Here is a 16702-nt window from a genome sequence, read left to right on the forward strand (position 1 = left end):
CCCGCGCAACCCGGAAGAACGGCCAGGCACGGCCATCGATGCCAGACCACGTCGGGGGCCCCGACCCGCGCCACGGAAACGACGAGCGCCACCCCGGCGCAGCCCCCAGGCCCACGGGGGCCCAGCCCCCGGAGGGGGCGGGCGGGTGGGAGATAGCCGGGCAACGGGGAAGCACCGTGCCGCGCACCCCGACGACGGCCCCGACCACGGGAAGCACAACACCGCTCACCCGGACGTCACGCGCCGACCACGGCAAAGCCCCCCCCGGCGCAGGCCGCACCCGCGTCAGGCGCCGCCCCCGGTCGACGCAAAACCGGCGGCGCCGCGCAACCACCCCGCACAGCGCCGACCCCCAGGAACCCGCTACACCTCGAAGGGCCGCGCCGGCCACTCCGCCAACGCCGGACGGAGCGCGTCGAGACCGTCCCCCGCAAGCGCCGCCGCAAGCGAAAGCACGCCCACCACAAGGCAGTTGTTGTGCAGCTCACCCGCGAGCACGCCCCGGACGAGCTCCGCCAGCGGCACCCGGGCGAACTCCATGTCCGCCTCCTCGTCCTCCACCTCGAACCGGTCCCCCTCCGCCTCGGAGAGATCCCGCGCCAGGAAGATCCGCACCGCCTCGGAGCACCCACCGGGCGTCGTGTAGACGTCCGTGAGCACCCGCCAGTCCTCCGCCTTGACGTGCACCTCTTCGTACAGCTCCCGCTGCGCGGCGTGCAGCGGATTCTCGCCGGGGATGTCGAGGAGCCCCGCCGGCACCTCCCAGAGCTTCATGTTCACGGGGTGCCGGTACTGCTTGAGGAGCAGGACCCGGTCCTGGTCGTCGAGCGCGACGACCGCCACCGAACCGGGGTGCACCTGGTAGTCGCGCCGGGCCACGGTCCCGTCCGGCATGACGACGTCGTCCGTACGTACGGAGGTCTTGTTGCCGACGAAGGGGGTCGCGGTCGCCCGCACCTCCCACTCCTCGGCCGTGTCCACGAGCGGCGGCGTGTTGGCCGTCATACCGAAAGCCCTCCTACGTACGCATGAGCGGTGCTCACAAGAAACCGGGGCGCACGCCGCAAAAGGCGTACACCCCGGTAACCGTACATCGCTTGTGTTACAAGCCCCTCAGAGCCCTTGCGCGCCCTTACTTGCCCTTCTTGGCTCCCGCGGAACCGGCCGAACCGCCCTGCGCCGCCTTCACCTTGCGCTCCACGGCCGCCTTCACCAGCCCGGCGAACAGCGGGTGCGGACGCGTCGGGCGCGAGCGCAGCTCCGGGTGCGCCTGCGTGGCGACCAGGTAGGGGTGGACGTCGCGCGGGTACTCGACGTACTCGACGAGCTTGCCGTCGGGCGACAGGCCGGAGAACTGCAGTCCGGCCTTCTTCTCCAGCTCGGCGCGGTACGCGTTGTTCACCTCGTAGCGGTGACGGTGGCGCTCCTCGACGTACTCCTTGTTGTCGTACACCTCACGCACGATGGAGCCCTCGGCGAGCTTCGCCGGGTACATGCCGAGCCGCATGGTGCCGCCCATGTCGCCCTCACCGGCGACGATGTCGAGCTGCTCGGCCATGGTCGAGATGACCGGGTGGGCCGTCGCCGCGTCGAACTCGGTGGAGTTGGCGTCCGGGATGTCGGCCAGGTTCCGCGCGGCCTCGATGACCGTGCACTGGAGGCCGAGGCAGAGACCGAGCAGCGGGATCTTGTTCTCGCGGGCGTACTGGATCGCACCGACCTTGCCGGACACGCCGCGGTCGCCGAAGCCGCCGGGGATGCAGATCGCGTCGACGTCGCCGAGCGTCTTCTTGGCGCCGGCCGGCGTCTTGCAGTCGTCCGACGTGACCCACTTGATCTTCACGCGGGCCTTGTTGGCGAAGCCGCCCGCGCGCAGCGCCTCGGTCACCGACAGGTAGGCGTCGGGCAGGTCGATGTACTTGCCGACCAGCGCCATGACGATCTCGTGGTCGGGGTTGTGGACGCGGTCCAGCAGGTCGTCCCACGTCGTCCAGTCCACGTCGCGGAACGGCAGGTCCAGCTTGCGGACGGCGTACGCGTCGAGGCCCTCGGAGTGCACGACCTTCGGGATGTCGTAGATCGAGGGGGCGTCGGGGCAGGCGACGACCGCGGCCTCGTCGACGTCGCACATCAGGCTGATCTTGCGCTTGATGGCGGTCGGGACCTCGCGGTCGCAGCGCAGCACGATGGCGTCCGGCTGGATACCGATGTTGCGCAGGGCGGCCACCGAGTGCTGGGTGGGCTTGGTCTTCAGCTCGCCCGACGGGCCGATGTACGGCAGCAGGGAGATGTGGACGACCAGCACGTTGTCCCGGCCGACCTCGTGGCGGACCTGGCGGACGGTCTCCAGGAACGGCAGCGACTCGATGTCGCCGACGGTGCCGCCGACCTCGGTGATGACGACGTCGACCTCGTCGGTCGCCATGCGGCGGATGCGGTGCTTGATCTCGTTCGTGATGTGCGGGATGACCTGGACGGTGTCGCCCAGGTACTCGCCGCGCCGCTCCTTGGCGATGACCTGCGAGTACACCTGGCCGGTCGTCACGTTGGCCGAGCCGTCGAAGTCGATGTCGAGGAAGCGCTCGTAGTGGCCGATGTCCAGGTCGGTCTCGGCGCCGTCGTTGGTGACGAACACCTCGCCGTGCTGGAACGGGTTCATCGTGCCCGGGTCGACGTTCAGGTAGGGGTCGAGCTTCTGCATGACGACCCGGAGGCCACGGGCCTTGAGCAGCATGCCGAGGCTGGAGGCCGTGAGGCCCTTGCCGAGGGACGAGGCGACACCCCCAGTGACGAAGATGTGCTTGGTCGTCGAGGATTTCGGCTGCATGGCCAAGAGGGGGCTCCCGTGGTCGCGGTCGTGGGGTGCGGGCCGACGCGCTCACCCGACTTCTCGGGAGGCGCCGTCGCTGCGGTTCGGGGGTTCGATGACCACCGGCTCACGGGCTACCAGGGTATCAGCGACGAGACGAGGCTGCTTCCGGCCACGCTCCGCTTACGGGCCACCACCCCAGGTGGGACGAGTGTGCCACGGTCACCCGTACGGCCGAGACGCGTTGTACTGAGCGGCACGCGGATCACTTGAGCGCGTCGTATCCTGCTCGGACACTCGGCTGGCGAGTCACAACGGAAAACGGCGTCACGACGGCAACACCCCCGCCCGTTCCCCACCGTTCATCGGAGCACCTCATCCGTTTCGCCGCGAACCCCACCCGGAACAACCGACTCGTCAGTTCGTTTGACAACGACGTATCCGGACGGCGTATCAACGGGACAACACGATCCGTCGTCTTTTCACTCCAATTTTCACTCCAACCGTGGCCGTTCGACTGGAGATGCACGTGGCCGGGCGCATCGAGGATTACGCACTCATCGGAGACATGCAGACCGCTGCCCTGGTCTGCCGGGACGGCACAGTCGACTGGCTGTGCCTGCCCCGCTTCGACTCGCATGCCATTTTCGCCGGGCTGCTCGGCACCGAGGACCACGGCTTCTGGCGCCTCGGACCCGCGCACGCCGAGGATGCCGAGCCGCCGACGGCGGCGCGGCGCAGATACCGCGGGGACTCGCTGGTCCTGGAGTCGGAGTGGGACACGCCGCGCGGCACGGTCCGGGTCACGGACTTCATGCCGCCGCGCGACGGCGCGCCCCAGCTGACCCGGATCGTGGAGGGCGTGAGCGGGCGCGTCCCGATGCGCTCGGCGCTGCGCATGCGCTTCTCGTACGGGCGGATCACCCCGTGGGTGCACAAGGTGGACGCCCGTACGGTCGCCGTGGCGGGGCCCGACTCCGTGTGGCTGGACACCGAGGCGGAGACGTACGGCAAGGACCTCACGACGTACGCCGACTTCACGGTGGCGCCCGGTGACCGGGTCGCCTTCACCATCCAGTGGCAGCCCTCGCACAAGGACCAGCCGCCGGTGCCCGACCCCGAGAACGCCCTCACGGCGACCGAGGAGTTCTGGCGCGAGTGGGTCGAGCACTGCACGTACCACGGCCCGTACCGCGAGGCCGTGGTCCGCTCGCTGATCACCCTGAAGGCGCTGACGTACGCGCCGACCGGCGGCATCGTCGCCGCGCCGACGACGTCGCTGCCCGAGGAGATCGGCGGCGTACGGAACTGGGACTACCGGTACACGTGGCTGCGCGACGCCGCGATCACCCTGTCGTCGCTGCTGCGCACGGGGTATCGCGAGGAGGCCCGCGCCTGGCGCGAGTGGCTGCTGCGGGCGGTCGCGGGCGACCCGGAGAACCTGCAGATCATGTACGGCATCGCGGGCGAGCGGGAGCTCGGCGAGGCGGAGCTGGACTGGCTGCCCGGGTACGAGAACTCGGCGCCCGTCCGGGTCGGGAACGGGGCGGCGCACCAGCTCCAGCTCGACGTGTACGGCGAGGTGACCGAGGCACTGCACCTGGCGCACATGACGGGCCTGGCGCGCAACGACTACGCGTCGATGCTCCAGCTCAAGCTCATCCAGTACCTGGAGGGGCACTGGGACGAGCCGGACGAGGGCATCTGGGAGGTGCGGGGCCCGCGTCGGCACTTCGTGCACTCGAAGGTCATGGCGTGGGTGGCCGTGGACCGCACGATCAAGCTCATCGAGTCCGGTGACGTGGACGGCCCGCTGGAGAAGTGGCGCGATCTGCGCGACGACATCCACCGGGACGTCTGCGAGCGGGGCTACGACAAGGAGCGCAACACCTTCACGCAGTCGTACGGCAGCAAGGAGCTGGACGCCTCGCTGCTGCTGATTCCGCAGATGGGCTTCCTGCCGCCGGACGACAAGCGGGTCATCGGCACCATCGAGGCGATCCAGCGCGAGCTGTCGACGCCGGACGGCTTCATCCTGCGGTACCCGACGGACGGCGACGACGCCGGTGTCGACGGGCTGCCGGGCGACGAGGGCGCGTTCCTGGCCTGTTCGTTCTGGATGGCGGACGACCTCGCGATGATCGGCCGGGTCGACGAGGCCAGGAAGCTGTTCGAAAAGCTGCTCGCGCTCCGCAACGACCTGGGGCTGCTGGCGGAGGAGTGGGACCCGCGGCTCCAGCGGCAGGTCGGCAACTTCCCGCAGGCGTTCAGCCACGTGCCGCTGATCGACACGGCGCTGCGGCTGACGGCTTCGGGCGCGTACGGCGGCTAGCGGGGCCGGGGTGGCCGAGGGCGGAACAAGGGCGGAGATGTTGCGCGGGCGTGCGCGCCGGTAGCGTCCGTGTCATGGACAGCACCTCCCCCGAGTTCTCCGCCTTCTCCTCGCCCGGCGGCATCACCGTGCGGCGCGCCCTGGAACTGCCGGGGCTGCGCAGCGGCCTCCCCGAGGTCGTCGCCGGCGGGGAGCGGCTGCACAGGACGGTGCGCTGGGTGCACGCGGGCGAGGTGCCGAACATCGCGTCGCTGCTCAAGGGCGGCGAACTGCTGCTGACCACGGGCTACGGGATCGGCACCCGCCCCGCCGAACAGCGCGCGTTCGTGCGCAAGCTGGCCGAGCGGGGCATCGCGGCGCTCGTCATCGAGCTGGGCCAGCGGTTCTCCCGGCTGCCCGCGGCCCTCGTGGAGACGGCGCGCTCGGCCGGCCTCCCGCTGGTACAGCTGCACCGCGAAGTGCCGTTCGTGACGGTGACGGAGGAGATCCACACCGAGATCGTCAACGGCCACTACACGCTGCTGCGGCGGGCCGAGGAGGTGCACAGGCGCTGCACCGAGGCGCTGCTCGGTGGCGGCGGGGTGCCGCAGGTCCTCGGCATCCTGGCGGAGTTCAGCGGGAACCCGGTGTTCCTGGAGACCGCCGACGGGCAGCTGCTGTACGCGGCGGGGGCCGAGGGCGACATCACCGATCCGCTCCAGGTGTGGGAGGGGCTGCGCGGCGCGCACAAGGACGAGCCGCCCGCGGGCGCCGTCCTCGTGGACGTGCCGGGCGGCGGGCCCGGCGCGGGGTCCGTGCGGGCGCGGCTCGTGCTGCTGCCCGTGTCGGCGGCGCTCGCGCCGGTGCACCGGATCGCCGCCGAGCGGGCCGCGGGTTCGCTCGCCGTGGTGCTGATGCAGGCCCGCCAGGAGGAGGAGCTCGCGGCGCGCGGGCGGGGCGACTTCCTCACCGACCTCGCGGAGGGCCGGATCGCGCCGGACGACGCGCCCGCGCAGGCCCGCGTCCTCGGGTTCAAGCCGGCCGGGAGCGGCCCGCTGCTCCCGGTGGTGATGCGGCTGCCGGAGACGACGATGAGCCTGGCCCCCGGCGGCGGCTGGGCGGTGCTCGCGCGGGCCGTGTCGGAGGAGCTGGCCTCGGTCGGGGTGCCGGTGCTGCTCGGCGTACGTCCCGTGGAGGGGCGGGTGCCGCTGCTGCTCGGACTGCGCACGGAGTCGGAGCGTACGGCGGTCGCGGAGCGGGTCGCGGCGGCGCTGCGGGCGGGGGTCGCGCGGGCCGGGATGCAGCGGGCGGGCGGGCAGCCGCCGGTCGTGGTGGTCGGCGGGGCGGGCGGCTGGGCCGCTGCGGCGGCCGGGCTGCGGCACGCGGCGGAGACGGCCGCGGCGGCGCAGGGCCTCGACGACCGGCCGTGGTTCGACGCGCGGCGGCTCGACATCGACCTGCTGCTGTGGCGGCTGCGCGACCATCCGGACCTGGCGGCGTTCGTGGACCGGGCGATCGGCCCGCTCCAGGAGCACGACCGGCGGGCCAAGCCGCCGCTGCTGCCCACGCTCCAGACGTATCTGGCGCACGCGGGCCGCAAGGCGGAGACGGCGCGCGAGCTGCACCTGAACCGGCAGACGCTCTACAACCGGCTCGCCCGGATCGGCGAGTTGCTCGGCACGGACCTGGACGATCCGCAGACGGTGCTCGCGCTGAGCCTGGCGCTGCGGGCGCGCCGGCACACGCCCGCGCCCTGATCCGGCGCGGCGGCGCCGCTAGTAAAAGCCCGTCAGCTCGTCGTAGACGCTGAGGACTTGGGCGACGGTCGCGTCCTCGGTGGGCCAGGTGGCGGCCTGCGCGGCGCCGCGCTCCGTGAGTTCCGCGCGGCGGCGCGGGTCGGCGATGAGGGCCCGGATCGCGCGGGCAAGCGCGGGCGCGTCGCCGTACGGCACCAACTCGGCGCCGTCGCCGACCAGTTCGGGGATGCCGCCGACGTCGGTCGCGACGAGCGGCACGCGCGCGTGCAGCGCCTCCTGGGCGAGCAGCGAACGCGACTCCCAACTGCTGGGCAGCACCGCGACGTCGGCGGCGCGCAGCAGTTCGGCGACGTCGTCGCGGCGGCCCGCGAGCCGCACCGGGAGTCCCTCCGTCTCGATGCGGCGTTGCAACGCGGCCCGCTGGGGCCCCTCCCCCGCGATCACGAGGAGCGGCACCGGGTCGAGCCCGAGGAGGGCGTGCGCGGCGTCGAGCAGCACGTCGTAGCCGCGGTGCCGCTCCAGGCTGCCGACGGCCATCAGCAACGGGCGGTCCACGCAGCCCAGTTCGGCCCGCGTCTTGTTGCGGGTGCGCTCGGCCTCCTCGCCCTCCGGGAGCGGGGCGCGCTGCGCCGGGAAGGTCACCGCGGCGAGCCGGGCGTCCCGCGCGCCACGCGCCCGGGCCCGGTCGACCAGGTCGGACGAGGTGCCGAGGACGACGGCCGCCGCCCTGGCCACGCGCCGCTCGAGCGCCCGCAGCAGATGGGCGCGGGCCCCTTCGGCGTACGAGCGGGTGTGCCAGGTGACGACGAGCGGGACGCGGCGGCCGCTGAGCGCGAGGGAGGCGCGCAGCGCGGCGTGCAGCCCGTGCGCGTGCACGAGGTCGGCGTCGGTGCAGGCGACGCGGAGCGCGGCGACGGACGCCGGGTCGCTGCGGCGCGGTACGGGGAGATGGTGGGCGCCGGCGTCCGCGAAGCCGTACGCCCGCTCGGCCGCCATCGGCGCGCACACCGTGACGCGCACCCCGCGGGCCACCAACCCGGCGGTCAGCGACCGGACATGGGCGCTGCTGCCCGCGCTGCCGCCGCCCAGCACCTGCACGGTGCGCAGCGTCGGCTGGCCGTGCGCTGACTGGCTGCTGGGGTGGCTCACGCGGCCGGGCTCCTGAGGGGTGTCGGCGAACTCGGTAGGTACGGAAGAGGCGTTAGGTATACGGAGCGTACGGGCTCTGGGGTAGGTACACCGTCGGTCCCCAAGGATGCCAGCCCGCACGGACGTTCCGGCACGGATCGCCGCCCCGCACCGCGCGGGCCTGGGCAACACGGCACACGGGACCACCCGCATGGGTGAGTTCAGGAGCCCGTTGCTTACGTATGTGCCTACCGAGCCGACACCCGCACCGCCCGGACCACCCGGTGTCCGTATACGGCCGACCGCGCCCGGATCCTCACGCGTCCGCCCGCGCGGCGGACAGCAGCTCCTCCGCGTGCGCCCGCGCCGTCTCCGAGTCCTCCTGGCCCGCCAGCATGCGGGACAGCTCCCTGACCCGGTCCTCGCCCTCCAGGACCGTGACGCCGGAGCTGGTGACGGAGCCGTCGTTCGTCTTCTCGACCAGGAGCTGCCGGTCGGCGAACGCCGCGACCTGCGGAAGGTGCGTGACGACCACGACCTGCGCCGACTTCGCGAGCTTGGCGAGCCGCCTGCCGATCTCGACCGCGGCCTTGCCGCCGACGCCCGCGTCGACCTCGTCGAAGAGATACGTAGGTACCGGGTCGTTGCCCGCGAAGACCACCTCGACCGCGAGCATCACGCGCGACAGCTCACCGCCGGACGCGCCCTTGGCGATGGGCCGGGGCGGCGCTCCGGGGTGCGGGGCGAGCAGCAGTTCGACCTCGTCGACGCCGTTGGGTCCCGCGGCCACCGTGCGGCCGTCGACCTCGACGCCCTCGGGCCCGTCGGTCTCGGTCTGCCGGATGTCGAACGACACCCGCGCGTGCGGCATCGCCAGCGAGGCCAGCTCCTCGGTGACGGCGGCGGCGAACCGGTCCGCCGCCTCCACGCGCGCGTGCGTCAGCTCCTGCGCGAGGACGCCGAGTTCGCCGCGCAGCGCGTCCCGCTCGGCCGTCAGCTCGCCGATCCGCTCGTCGTCGCCGTCGAGTTCGAGGAGGCGCGCGGAGCTCTTCTCGGCCCAGGCCAGCACCTCGGCGACGTCCTCGCCGTACTTGCGGGTGAGCGCGGTGAGCGCCGCCCGCCGCTCCTCCACCGCGGAGAGCCGCAGCGGATCGGCGTCCAAGTTGTCCGAATAGCCCGCGAGTTCGGCGGCGACGTCGGTGAGCAGGATCTGCACCTCGCCGATCCGCTCGGCGAGCGTCCCGAGCGCCGGGTCGTGCGAGCGCACGGCCTCCAGGGCCCGGTGCGCGCCACCCACCAGCGTCTGCGCGTCGACGCCCTCCGGGTCCTCGGGGTTCCCCGCGAGCGCGGCGTGCGCGGCGGCGGCCGCCGATGCCAGCGCCTCCGCGTGGCCGAGCCGGGAGGCCTCGTCGGCCAGCTCCACGTCCTCGCCGGCCCGCGGCTCCACCGCGTTGATCTCCTCGAGACCGAAGCGCAGCAGATCCGCCTCCTGCGCCCGCTCGCGGGCGCGCGTGGTGATCTCCTCCAGCTCGGCGTTGACCGCCTTCAACCGCTTGTGGACGCCCCGGTACTTGGCGAGCGGCGCGGCGACGGTGTCACCGGCGTACCGGTCGAGTGCCTGCCGCTGCCTGCCGAGCTTCAGCAGCCCCTGCTGGTCGGTCTGGCCGTGCACGGCCACGAGGTCGTCGGCGAGCTCGCTCAGCACGCCCACCGGCACGGACCGCCCGCCCAGGTGCGCCCGCGAGCGCCCCTCGGCGGAGACGGTGCGGCTCAGCAGCAGCACGCCGTCCTCGAGCTCGGCCCCCGCCTCCTCGGCACGGGCGAGCGCGCCCGAGTCGGCGGGCACGGCGACGCGCCCCTCGACCACCGCGTTCTTCGCACCGATCCGTACGAGGGCGGGGTCGGCGCGCCCGCCGAGCAGCAAGCCGAGACTGGTGACGACCATGGTCTTGCCCGCGCCCGTCTCACCGGTGACCGCCGTGAAGCCGGGCGAAAGCTCGACCACGGCGTCGTCGATGACTCCGAGCGACCGTATCCGCATCTCCTCCAACACGCCTCTGACCTTACGAGGTCGGGGGCCCTCCGTGCGACGGACCCTGGCCCCCGGGGCCGATTGCGCAGGTGGGAGCGCTGGTGCGGCGACAAACCTTCACGCCGCCGTCACTCGTTCGTGCCGCTCAGTGCGGGGCGCCGCGCCACCCGGCGACCGGGAGCGCGAACTTCGCGACGAGACGGTCGGTGAACACGGCGTGGTGGAGGCGGGCGAGCCGCACCGGCACACCGCCCCGCCGCACCTCGATGCGCGCGCCCGGCGGCAGCTCCACGGTCCGCCGCCCGTCGCACCACAGCACGCCGTGCGGCGTGTGCTGCTGCACCTCGACGGCGAGCACCGAGTCGGGCGAGGTGATGAGCGGCTTCGCGAACAGGGCGTGCGCGCTGATCGGCACCATCAGCAGTGCCTCGACCTCGGGCCACACCACGGGCCCGCCCGCCGAGAACGCGTAGGCGGTGGATCCGGTCGGGGTCGCGCACACGATCCCGTCGCAGCCGAAGCCGGTGACGGGCCGGCCGTCGATCTCCAGGACCACCTCGAGCATCCGCTCGGGCTCGATCTTCTGCACGGCGGCCTCGTTGAGCGCCCAGTCGCGGTGCACGACGTCGCCGTTGCGGTGCACGGCGACGTCGATCGTCATGCGCTCCTCGACCTCGTACTCCTTGGTGACGACGCGGTCGACGACCTTGTCCAGGTCGTCGCGCTCCGCCTCCGCGAGGAATCCGACGCGGCCCAGGTTCACGCCGAGCATCGGCACCCCCGAGGCCCGCGCGAACTCGGCGCCGCGCAGCAGCGTGCCGTCGCCACCAAGGACGATGAGAAGCTCGCAGCCGTCGAGGCAGGACGGCGTCGCCTCCGACTCCTTCACCAGTTCCACGGAGTCGGGCAGCGGCAGGTCCACCGCCTCCGTCTCCAGGACCCGCACCCCGAGGCCGCTGCGCAGCAGCCCCTGCACGACGAGCTCGGCGCTGCGGATCGCGGCCGGGCGGCCCGTGTGGGCGAGCAGGAAGACCGTACGGGCCGGGGTCTTTGGCCGGTGTGTCAGCTCTGTCACTGGGGGCCCTCCGCAACTGCACGCTCTACGTCGGCCGGGTCCAGCTGATCGGCACCGGCACGCAGCCACAGAAAGTACTCGACGTTCCCGGACGGCCCCGGCAGGGGGCTCGCGGTCACCCCGCGCACGCCGTATCCGAGCTTCCATGCCTGGTCGGCGACCCCGCGCACGGCCTCGGCGCGCAGTGCGGTGCTGCGCACGACGCCGCCGCTGCCGAGCCGTTCCTTGCCGACCTCGAACTGCGGCTTGACCATGAGCACGAGGTCGGCGTCCGGCGCCGCGCAGCGCGCGAGGGCGGGCAGCACCAGGCCGAGCGGGATGAAGGACAGGTCCCCCACCACGATGTCCACGGGTACGTCATCGATCGCCTCCAGCGTCAATTCGCGTACGTTCGTACGGTCCTTGACGGTGACGCGTTCATCGCTCTGGAGGGACCAGGCGAGCTGCCCGTAGCCGACGTCGACGGCGACGACGTGCGCGGCGCCCGCCCGCAGCAGCACATCGGTGAAGCCACCGGTGGAGGCGCCCGCGTCGAGCGCCCTGCGGCCCTTCACCTCCAGCCCCTGCGGCCCGAACGCGGCGAGCGCGCCCGCGAGCTTGTGCCCGCCGCGCGAGACGTAGTCGGGGTCGCTGTCGTCCTGCTTGACGACGATCGCGGCGGCCGTCTCCACCTGCGTCGCGGGTTTCGTCGCGACGGTCTTGCCGACCGTGACCCGGCCCGCGGCGATCAGCTGGCTCGCGTGCTCGCGCGAGCGGGCCAGCTTCCGGCGGACGAGTTCGGCGTCGAGGCGGCGACGTGCCACACCTGCCACGGTGGTTCAGCTCCTGTTGTCGAACGAGGACGGGGTGGGGGAAGGGCTCGGCGCGTCCAGCGCGGTCAGCGCGTTCCGCAGCCCCTGATGTACATCCTCGTACACCTCGCCGTGCCCGTCCGCCGCGAGGTGGTCCACATCGCCGAGCCGCTCCAGCTGGGCGTCCACCTCGGCGTTCCCCGTGGGGGTGCGCTCGATGCCGAGCGGGGCGGGGGCCGCGGGGTCGTACGAAGGCTCTGCCTCGGGCTCGGGCACGTCGGGGGGCGTCTCGCTCATGCCCCGACGCTACCGCGAAGCGCCGGTGTACCGTCGATCACGATGGCGACGACGGAGGAGTGCCGGGCGGCGCTCGACAAACTCTCGGACAACATGGCGGGCGCGGACGGCGACGTGCGCGCGGCAGCGGCCCTGGACCGCTCGCTGAGCTGCCGCATCACCGACCTCGACGTGACGTTTTCCGGCCGACTCCAGGACGGCCGGATCGAGGTCCTCGACACCCGCTCCGGGCCGCCCGCCGAGAAGGCGCAGATCAGGCTCGCGATGACCGGGGACGACCTGGTGGCGATGGTGAACGGCGAGCTGAACTTCGCGAAGGCATGGGCCTCCGGGCGGGTCCGCCTGGAGGCCTCGTTCCGCGATCTGCTGCGGCTCAGGACGCTGCTGTAGCGACCGCCTTCTTGCCGCGCGCCTGCCGCGCGGCCGGCACCACCAGCGGGGTCCCCGTCTCCGGGTCGTCGATGACCTGGCACTTCATGCCGAAGAGCCGCTCGACCAGGTCGGCGGTGACGATGTCCTTGGGCGCGCCCTCGGCGATCACCTCGCCGCCGCGCAGGGCGATGAGGTGGGTGGCGTAGCGGGCCGCGTGGTTGAGGTCGTGCAGGACGGCGACGAGCGTGCGGCCCTGCTCCTCGTGCAGCTCGGCGCAGAGGTCGAGGACGTCGATCTGGTGCTGGATGTCGAGGTACGTCGTCGGCTCGTCGAGCAGCAGCAGCGGCGTCTGCTGGGCGAGCGCCATGGCGATCCACACGCGCTGGCGCTGGCCGCCGGACAGCTCGTCGACGTACCGGTCGGCGAGTTCGGCGACGCCGGTCGAGCGCATGGACTCCTGCACGATCCGCTCGTCGTCGGACGACCACTGGCGCAGCAGGCCCTGGTGCGGGTAGCGGCCGCGGGCGACGAGGTCGCCGACGGTGATGCCGTCGGGCGCCACGGACGACTGCGGCAGCAGGCCGAGCGTCTTGGCGACCTTCTTGGCGGGCATCGACTGGATGACGCTGCCGTCCAGGAGCACCCGGCCGGAGCTGGGCTTGAGCATCCGCGACAGGGCGCGCAGCAGCGTGGACTTGCCGCAGGCGTTCGGTCCGACGATCACCGTGAACGAGTTGTCGGGGATCTCCACCGACAGCTTCTCGGCGATGACGCGCTGGTCGTATCCGAGGGTCACGTCGTCGGCTATGAGCCTGTTCACTGCGGTGCTCCTTTGGTTCGTACGAGAGGTGGGCGCGCTCATATCCGGCCTGCCTTGCGCTCGGTGACCAGCAGCCAGAGCAGGTAGACGCCGCCGACCACGCCCGTGACCACGCCCACCGGCAGCTGGTCGGCGCCGAACGCCCGCTGCGAGACGAGGTCGGCGACGATCAGCAGGGCCGCGCCGAGGATCGTCGACGCCGCGAGGTTCGGACCGGGCGACTTGGTCAGGCGCCGGGCGATCTGCGGGGCGGTGAGCGCCACGAAGGTCACCGGGCCCGCGGCGGCGGTCGCGGCCGCCGTCAGGACGACGGAGGCCGTGAGGAGCAGCAGCCGTGTGCGCTCGACGCGGACGCCGAGTCCGCCCGCCGCGTCGTCGCCCATCTCCAGCATCCGCAGCGGCCGTGAGTACGCGGCGACGACCGGGATCAGGACGGCGAACATGATCAGCAGCGGCCAGACCTGGGCCCAGTCGCGGCCGTTGAGCGAACCGGTCATCCACACGGTGGCGCGGGCGGCGTCGACGAAGTCGGCCTTGGTGAGCAGATAGCCGTTGACAGCGGTCACGAAGGCGGATACGCCGATGCCGACGAGGACGAGCCGGTAGCCGTGCACGCCCCGCTTCCAGGCCAGTACGTAGATGGCGAGGCCGGTGACGAGGCCGCCGACGAGCGCGCCGATCGCGACCTGTCCCGCGCTGCCGCCGAAGATCACGATCATCACGAGGGCGCCCGCGGTCGAGCCCTGGCCGAGGCCGAGCACGTCGGGGCTGCCGAGCGGGTTGCGGGAGACGGTCTGGAAGAGCGCCCCGGACAGGCCGAGCGAGGCGCCGACGAGCAGGCCGACGAGGACCCGCGGCAGCCGCAGGTCGTTGATGATGAACTCCTGTCCCGCGTTGCCGTTGCCCGCGAGGGCGCGCAGCACGTCGGGGACCGGGATCGGGAAGTCGCCGGTGCCGATGAGGAAGACGCTCGCGGCGAGCGCGGCGACGAGGAGGACGACCACGACGAGGAGCGAGCGGAGGTCGAGCCGGACGGACAGACCGCCCGGGGTGCGTATCGCCTTGGTCCTCTGCTTCTTGGTACGGGTCTCGGTGGCGGTCACAGCTGGGCCATCCTTCGGCGACGTACGAGCACGATGAAGACCGGCGCGCCGATGACGGCCGTGACGATGCCGACCTGGAGCTCGGACGGGCGGGCGACGATCCGGCCGACGACGTCGGCGCCGAGCAGCAGGACGGGCGAGAGAACGGCCGCGTACGGCATGATCCAGCGCATGTCGGGGCCGGTGAACGAGCGCACCATGTGCGGCACCATGAGGCCCACGAAGGCGATGGGGCCGCAGGCGGCGGTGGCGGCGCCGCACAGCAGCGTCGCGGCGATCATGCTCAGGGCGCGGGTGCGGCCGAGGTGGGCGCCGAGCGCGCGAGCGGTGTCGTCGCCCATGGCCATCGCGTTGAGCGGCCGGGAGAGGAGCAGCGCGAGGACGGCGCCGACCACGATGAACGGCCAGACCTGCTGGATCGTGTGCATCGATGCGGTGGCCAGCGAGCCGACCTGCCAGAATCGCATCCGGTTCAGGGCCATGTCGTCGGTGATCATCACCGCGTAGAGATAGCCGGAGAGAGCCGCGTTGATCGCGGTGCCGGCGAGGGCGAGCCGCACGGGCGTCGCGTTGCGGGTGCCGCCCAGCGCGTAGACGAGGACGCCCACGGCGGCGGCGCCCGCGAAGGCGAACCATACGTAGCCTTGGAGCGAGGTCACCCCGAAGAAGCTGATGGCGGACACCACGGCGGCCGACGCGCCCATGTTGATGCCGAGGATGCCGGGGTCGGCCAGCGGGTTGCGGGTCAGCGCCTGGAGCACCGCGCCGGCGAGGCCGAGAGCGACGCCGGCGAGCAGACCGAGCAGGGTGCGCGAGACGCGCTCACCGACGACCACGTCCGCGTAGTTCCCGGTGTCCTGGAACAGGCCGTGCCAGACCTGGTCGAGGGAGAGCGGTTTCGCCCCCACGGCGATGCTCGCCACGAGGACGGCGACCAGCACCAGGACAGACGCGAGCAGCCCGACGGTGCGTATCGCCGCACGGCGGTCGGGGGGCGCGGGAGCGGTCACCGCGCTGTCTTCGGGAGGACTGTCGACCAACACGAGGTTAGGTTAGCCTACCCTGCCGATCTTGAGCACGGCCCGCCCGACCCCCGTACCCGCGGGAACACACCGCGGGCTACAGCCCGAGCCGTGCGACCGCCTTCCCGCTCTCCAGCTCGCACACACCTTCCCCTGCCGCGCTCCACGCCGCCCCGCACAGCGCCCGCAGCCCGTCGATCGCCTCCCCGTCACCTTCGAGCCGCAGCTCCCCGTCACCGGCGACGGCGGTCCAGCCCCCGCACCGGAACCCGCCTCCGCCGTCCTCGACGGCCTCGACCTCCGGCTGACCGGTCAGCAGCCCCCGCAGATCGACGTCCACATACGTGGGCCGGTGCTCCGGCGGAGCCGCGAGGAGCTGCGCCGCGTCCGTGACCCCGGTGAGCACCAGCAGTGAATCCACCTCCCCGTTGAACGCCCCCTCGATGTCCGTGTCGAGCCGGTCCCCCACGACCAGCGGCGTCTTCGCACCGGTCCGCAGGATCGTCTCCCGGTGCATCGGGGGCAGCGGCTTCCCCGCGACCTGCGGCTCGGCACCCGTCGCGATCCGGACGACCTCGACCGCCGCCCCGTTCCCCGGCGCGATGCCGCGCGCGCTCGGAATCGTCAGGTCCGTATTGGACGCGAACCACGGCAGGCCCTTGGCGATCCCGTAGCACGCCTCCGCGAACCGCCCCCACGGCAGGTCGGGCCCCCCGTACCCCTGTACGACCGCCACCGGATCGTCGTCCGCCGACTCCACCGGCACGAGCCCCCGCTCGCGCAGCGCCACCCGCAGCCCCTCGCCGCCGATCACCAGCACCCGCGACCCGCTCGGCACCTGCTCGCTGATGAGCCGCGCGACGGCCTGCGCCGACGTGATCACGTCGTCCGCCCCGGTCGGGATCCCCAGCTCCGTCAGATGATCGGCGACCGTGTCCGGCGTCCGCAGCGCGTTGTTCGTGACGTACGCGAGCCCCATCCCGCCGTCCCGGGCCACCGCAAGCGACTCGACGGCGTGCGCGATCGCGTGCCCGCCCGCGTACACCACCCCGTCGAGATCCAGCAGCGCCGTGTCGTACGCCTCGCTCAGCGCCCGCGCGCTCGCGCCGGGGCGCAGCCGGGCCCCACCGTCGCCCGCACCGGTCGCCTTCTGGGCCTGGCTCATTCCGCATCGCTCCTCGCTCG

14 protein-coding genes are annotated in these 16702 nt (G+C 72.7%); 3 read left to right on the plus strand and 11 right to left on the minus strand.

Features of this window, described 5'->3' with window-relative positions:
- Positions 1-363: 363 nt before the first annotated feature.
- A complete protein-coding gene (locus ACTWJ8_RS10785) occupies positions 364-1005 on the minus strand; it encodes an NUDIX hydrolase (RefSeq protein WP_356387924.1) in 642 nt (213 codons plus the stop codon).
- Positions 1006-1132: 127 nt separating this feature from the next.
- A complete protein-coding gene (locus ACTWJ8_RS10790; RefSeq protein WP_443263697.1) occupies positions 1133-2827 on the minus strand; it encodes a CTP synthase in 1695 nt (564 codons plus the stop codon).
- Positions 2828-3338: 511 nt separating this feature from the next.
- Here ACTWJ8_RS10790 and ACTWJ8_RS10795 point away from each other — a divergent pair.
- Entirely contained in the window at positions 3339-5141 is a 1803-nt protein-coding gene (locus ACTWJ8_RS10795; RefSeq protein ID WP_356387979.1) for a glycoside hydrolase family 15 protein, read from the plus strand.
- 74 nt (positions 5142-5215) lie between these two features.
- Positions 5216-6877 (plus strand): PucR family transcriptional regulator, encoded by a 1662-nt coding sequence (locus ACTWJ8_RS10800; protein ID WP_356387929.1) that lies wholly within the window; start codon positions 5216-5218, stop codon positions 6875-6877.
- A gap of 18 nt (positions 6878-6895) precedes the next feature.
- Here the strand turns inward: ACTWJ8_RS10800 and ACTWJ8_RS10805 are convergent, their stop codons facing one another.
- The 5 genes from ACTWJ8_RS10805 to ACTWJ8_RS10825 all read right to left on the minus strand — a co-directional run bounded on the left by ACTWJ8_RS10805 (position 6896) and on the right by ACTWJ8_RS10825 (position 12200).
- Complete coding sequence (locus ACTWJ8_RS10805; RefSeq protein WP_443263698.1) at positions 6896-8026, minus strand: glycosyltransferase family 4 protein; 1131 nt, start codon at positions 8024-8026, stop codon at positions 6896-6898.
- A gap of 295 nt (positions 8027-8321) precedes the next feature.
- On the minus strand, positions 8322-10046 hold the full coding sequence (gene recN, locus ACTWJ8_RS10810; RefSeq protein WP_443264861.1) for a DNA repair protein RecN: 1725 nt from the start codon (positions 10044-10046) through the stop codon (positions 8322-8324).
- A 136-nt stretch (positions 10047-10182) separates the two neighbouring features.
- On the minus strand, positions 10183-11112 hold the full coding sequence (locus ACTWJ8_RS10815) for an NAD kinase (RefSeq protein ID WP_356387935.1): 930 nt from the start codon (positions 11110-11112) through the stop codon (positions 10183-10185).
- On the minus strand, positions 11109-11924 hold the full coding sequence (locus tag ACTWJ8_RS10820) for a TlyA family RNA methyltransferase (protein WP_356387938.1): 816 nt from the start codon (positions 11922-11924) through the stop codon (positions 11109-11111). Before ACTWJ8_RS10820 ends, ACTWJ8_RS10815 begins: the two co-directional genes overlap by 4 nt.
- Positions 11925-11930: 6 nt before the next feature.
- A complete protein-coding gene (locus ACTWJ8_RS10825) occupies positions 11931-12200 on the minus strand; it encodes a hypothetical protein (protein ID WP_356387941.1) in 270 nt (89 codons plus the stop codon).
- A 42-nt stretch (positions 12201-12242) separates the two neighbouring features.
- On the opposite strand from ACTWJ8_RS10825, the gene ACTWJ8_RS10830 reads away from it, so the two are divergent.
- Positions 12243-12590 (plus strand): SCP2 sterol-binding domain-containing protein, encoded by a 348-nt coding sequence (locus ACTWJ8_RS10830; protein ID WP_356387944.1) that lies wholly within the window; start codon positions 12243-12245, stop codon positions 12588-12590.
- On the opposite strand, the gene ACTWJ8_RS10835 is transcribed toward ACTWJ8_RS10830, so the two are convergent.
- The 4 genes from ACTWJ8_RS10835 to ACTWJ8_RS10850 form a co-directional block, all read right to left on the minus strand.
- Positions 12574-13434 carry an ABC transporter ATP-binding protein gene (locus ACTWJ8_RS10835; protein WP_356387947.1) on the minus strand — a complete coding sequence of 287 codons (861 nt, stop codon included), beginning with the start codon at positions 13432-13434 and terminating at the stop codon, positions 12574-12576. The genes ACTWJ8_RS10830 and ACTWJ8_RS10835 overlap by 17 nt on opposite strands.
- Positions 13431-14495, minus strand: coding sequence for a FecCD family ABC transporter permease (locus ACTWJ8_RS10840; protein WP_356387950.1), 1065 nt, complete (start codon positions 14493-14495; stop codon positions 13431-13433). Before ACTWJ8_RS10840 ends, ACTWJ8_RS10835 begins: the two co-directional genes overlap by 4 nt.
- A complete protein-coding gene (locus ACTWJ8_RS10845; RefSeq protein ID WP_356387952.1) occupies positions 14492-15538 on the minus strand; it encodes a FecCD family ABC transporter permease in 1047 nt (348 codons plus the stop codon). The genes ACTWJ8_RS10840 and ACTWJ8_RS10845 overlap by 4 nt, the downstream gene beginning before the upstream one ends.
- Positions 15539-15614: 76 nt before the next feature.
- Entirely contained in the window at positions 15615-16682 is a 1068-nt protein-coding gene (locus tag ACTWJ8_RS10850; protein ID WP_443263699.1) for an HAD hydrolase-like protein, read from the minus strand.
- Positions 16683-16702 lie beyond the last annotated feature (20 nt).

It is taken from the genome of Streptomyces sp. SDT5-1 (assembly GCF_052245995.1).
Lineage (GTDB): Bacteria > Actinomycetota > Actinomycetes > Streptomycetales > Streptomycetaceae > Streptomyces.

What these genes read in the sequence shown, in the direction of transcription:
- recN (WP_443264861.1), bottom strand. Translation starts at nt 10,046, where the DNA reads ATGCGGATACGGTCGCTCGGAGTCATCGACGACGCCGTGGTCGAGCTT.
- ACTWJ8_RS10835 (WP_356387947.1), bottom strand. Translation starts at nt 13,434, where the DNA reads ATGAGCGCGCCCACCTCTCGTACGAACCAAAGGAGCACCGCAGTGAAC.
- ACTWJ8_RS10830 (WP_356387944.1), top strand. Translation starts at nt 12,243, where the DNA reads ATGGCGACGACGGAGGAGTGCCGGGCGGCGCTCGACAAACTCTCGGAC.
- ACTWJ8_RS10800 (WP_356387929.1), top strand. Translation starts at nt 5,216, where the DNA reads ATGGACAGCACCTCCCCCGAGTTCTCCGCCTTCTCCTCGCCCGGCGGC.
- ACTWJ8_RS10790 (WP_443263697.1), bottom strand. Translation starts at nt 2,827, where the DNA reads ATGCAGCCGAAATCCTCGACGACCAAGCACATCTTCGTCACTGGGGGT.
- ACTWJ8_RS10785 (WP_356387924.1), bottom strand. Translation starts at nt 1,005, where the DNA reads ATGACGGCCAACACGCCGCCGCTCGTGGACACGGCCGAGGAGTGGGAG.
- ACTWJ8_RS10825 (WP_356387941.1), bottom strand. Translation starts at nt 12,200, where the DNA reads ATGAGCGAGACGCCCCCCGACGTGCCCGAGCCCGAGGCAGAGCCTTCG.
- ACTWJ8_RS10850 (WP_443263699.1), bottom strand. Translation starts at nt 16,682, where the DNA reads ATGAGCCAGGCCCAGAAGGCGACCGGTGCGGGCGACGGTGGGGCCCGG.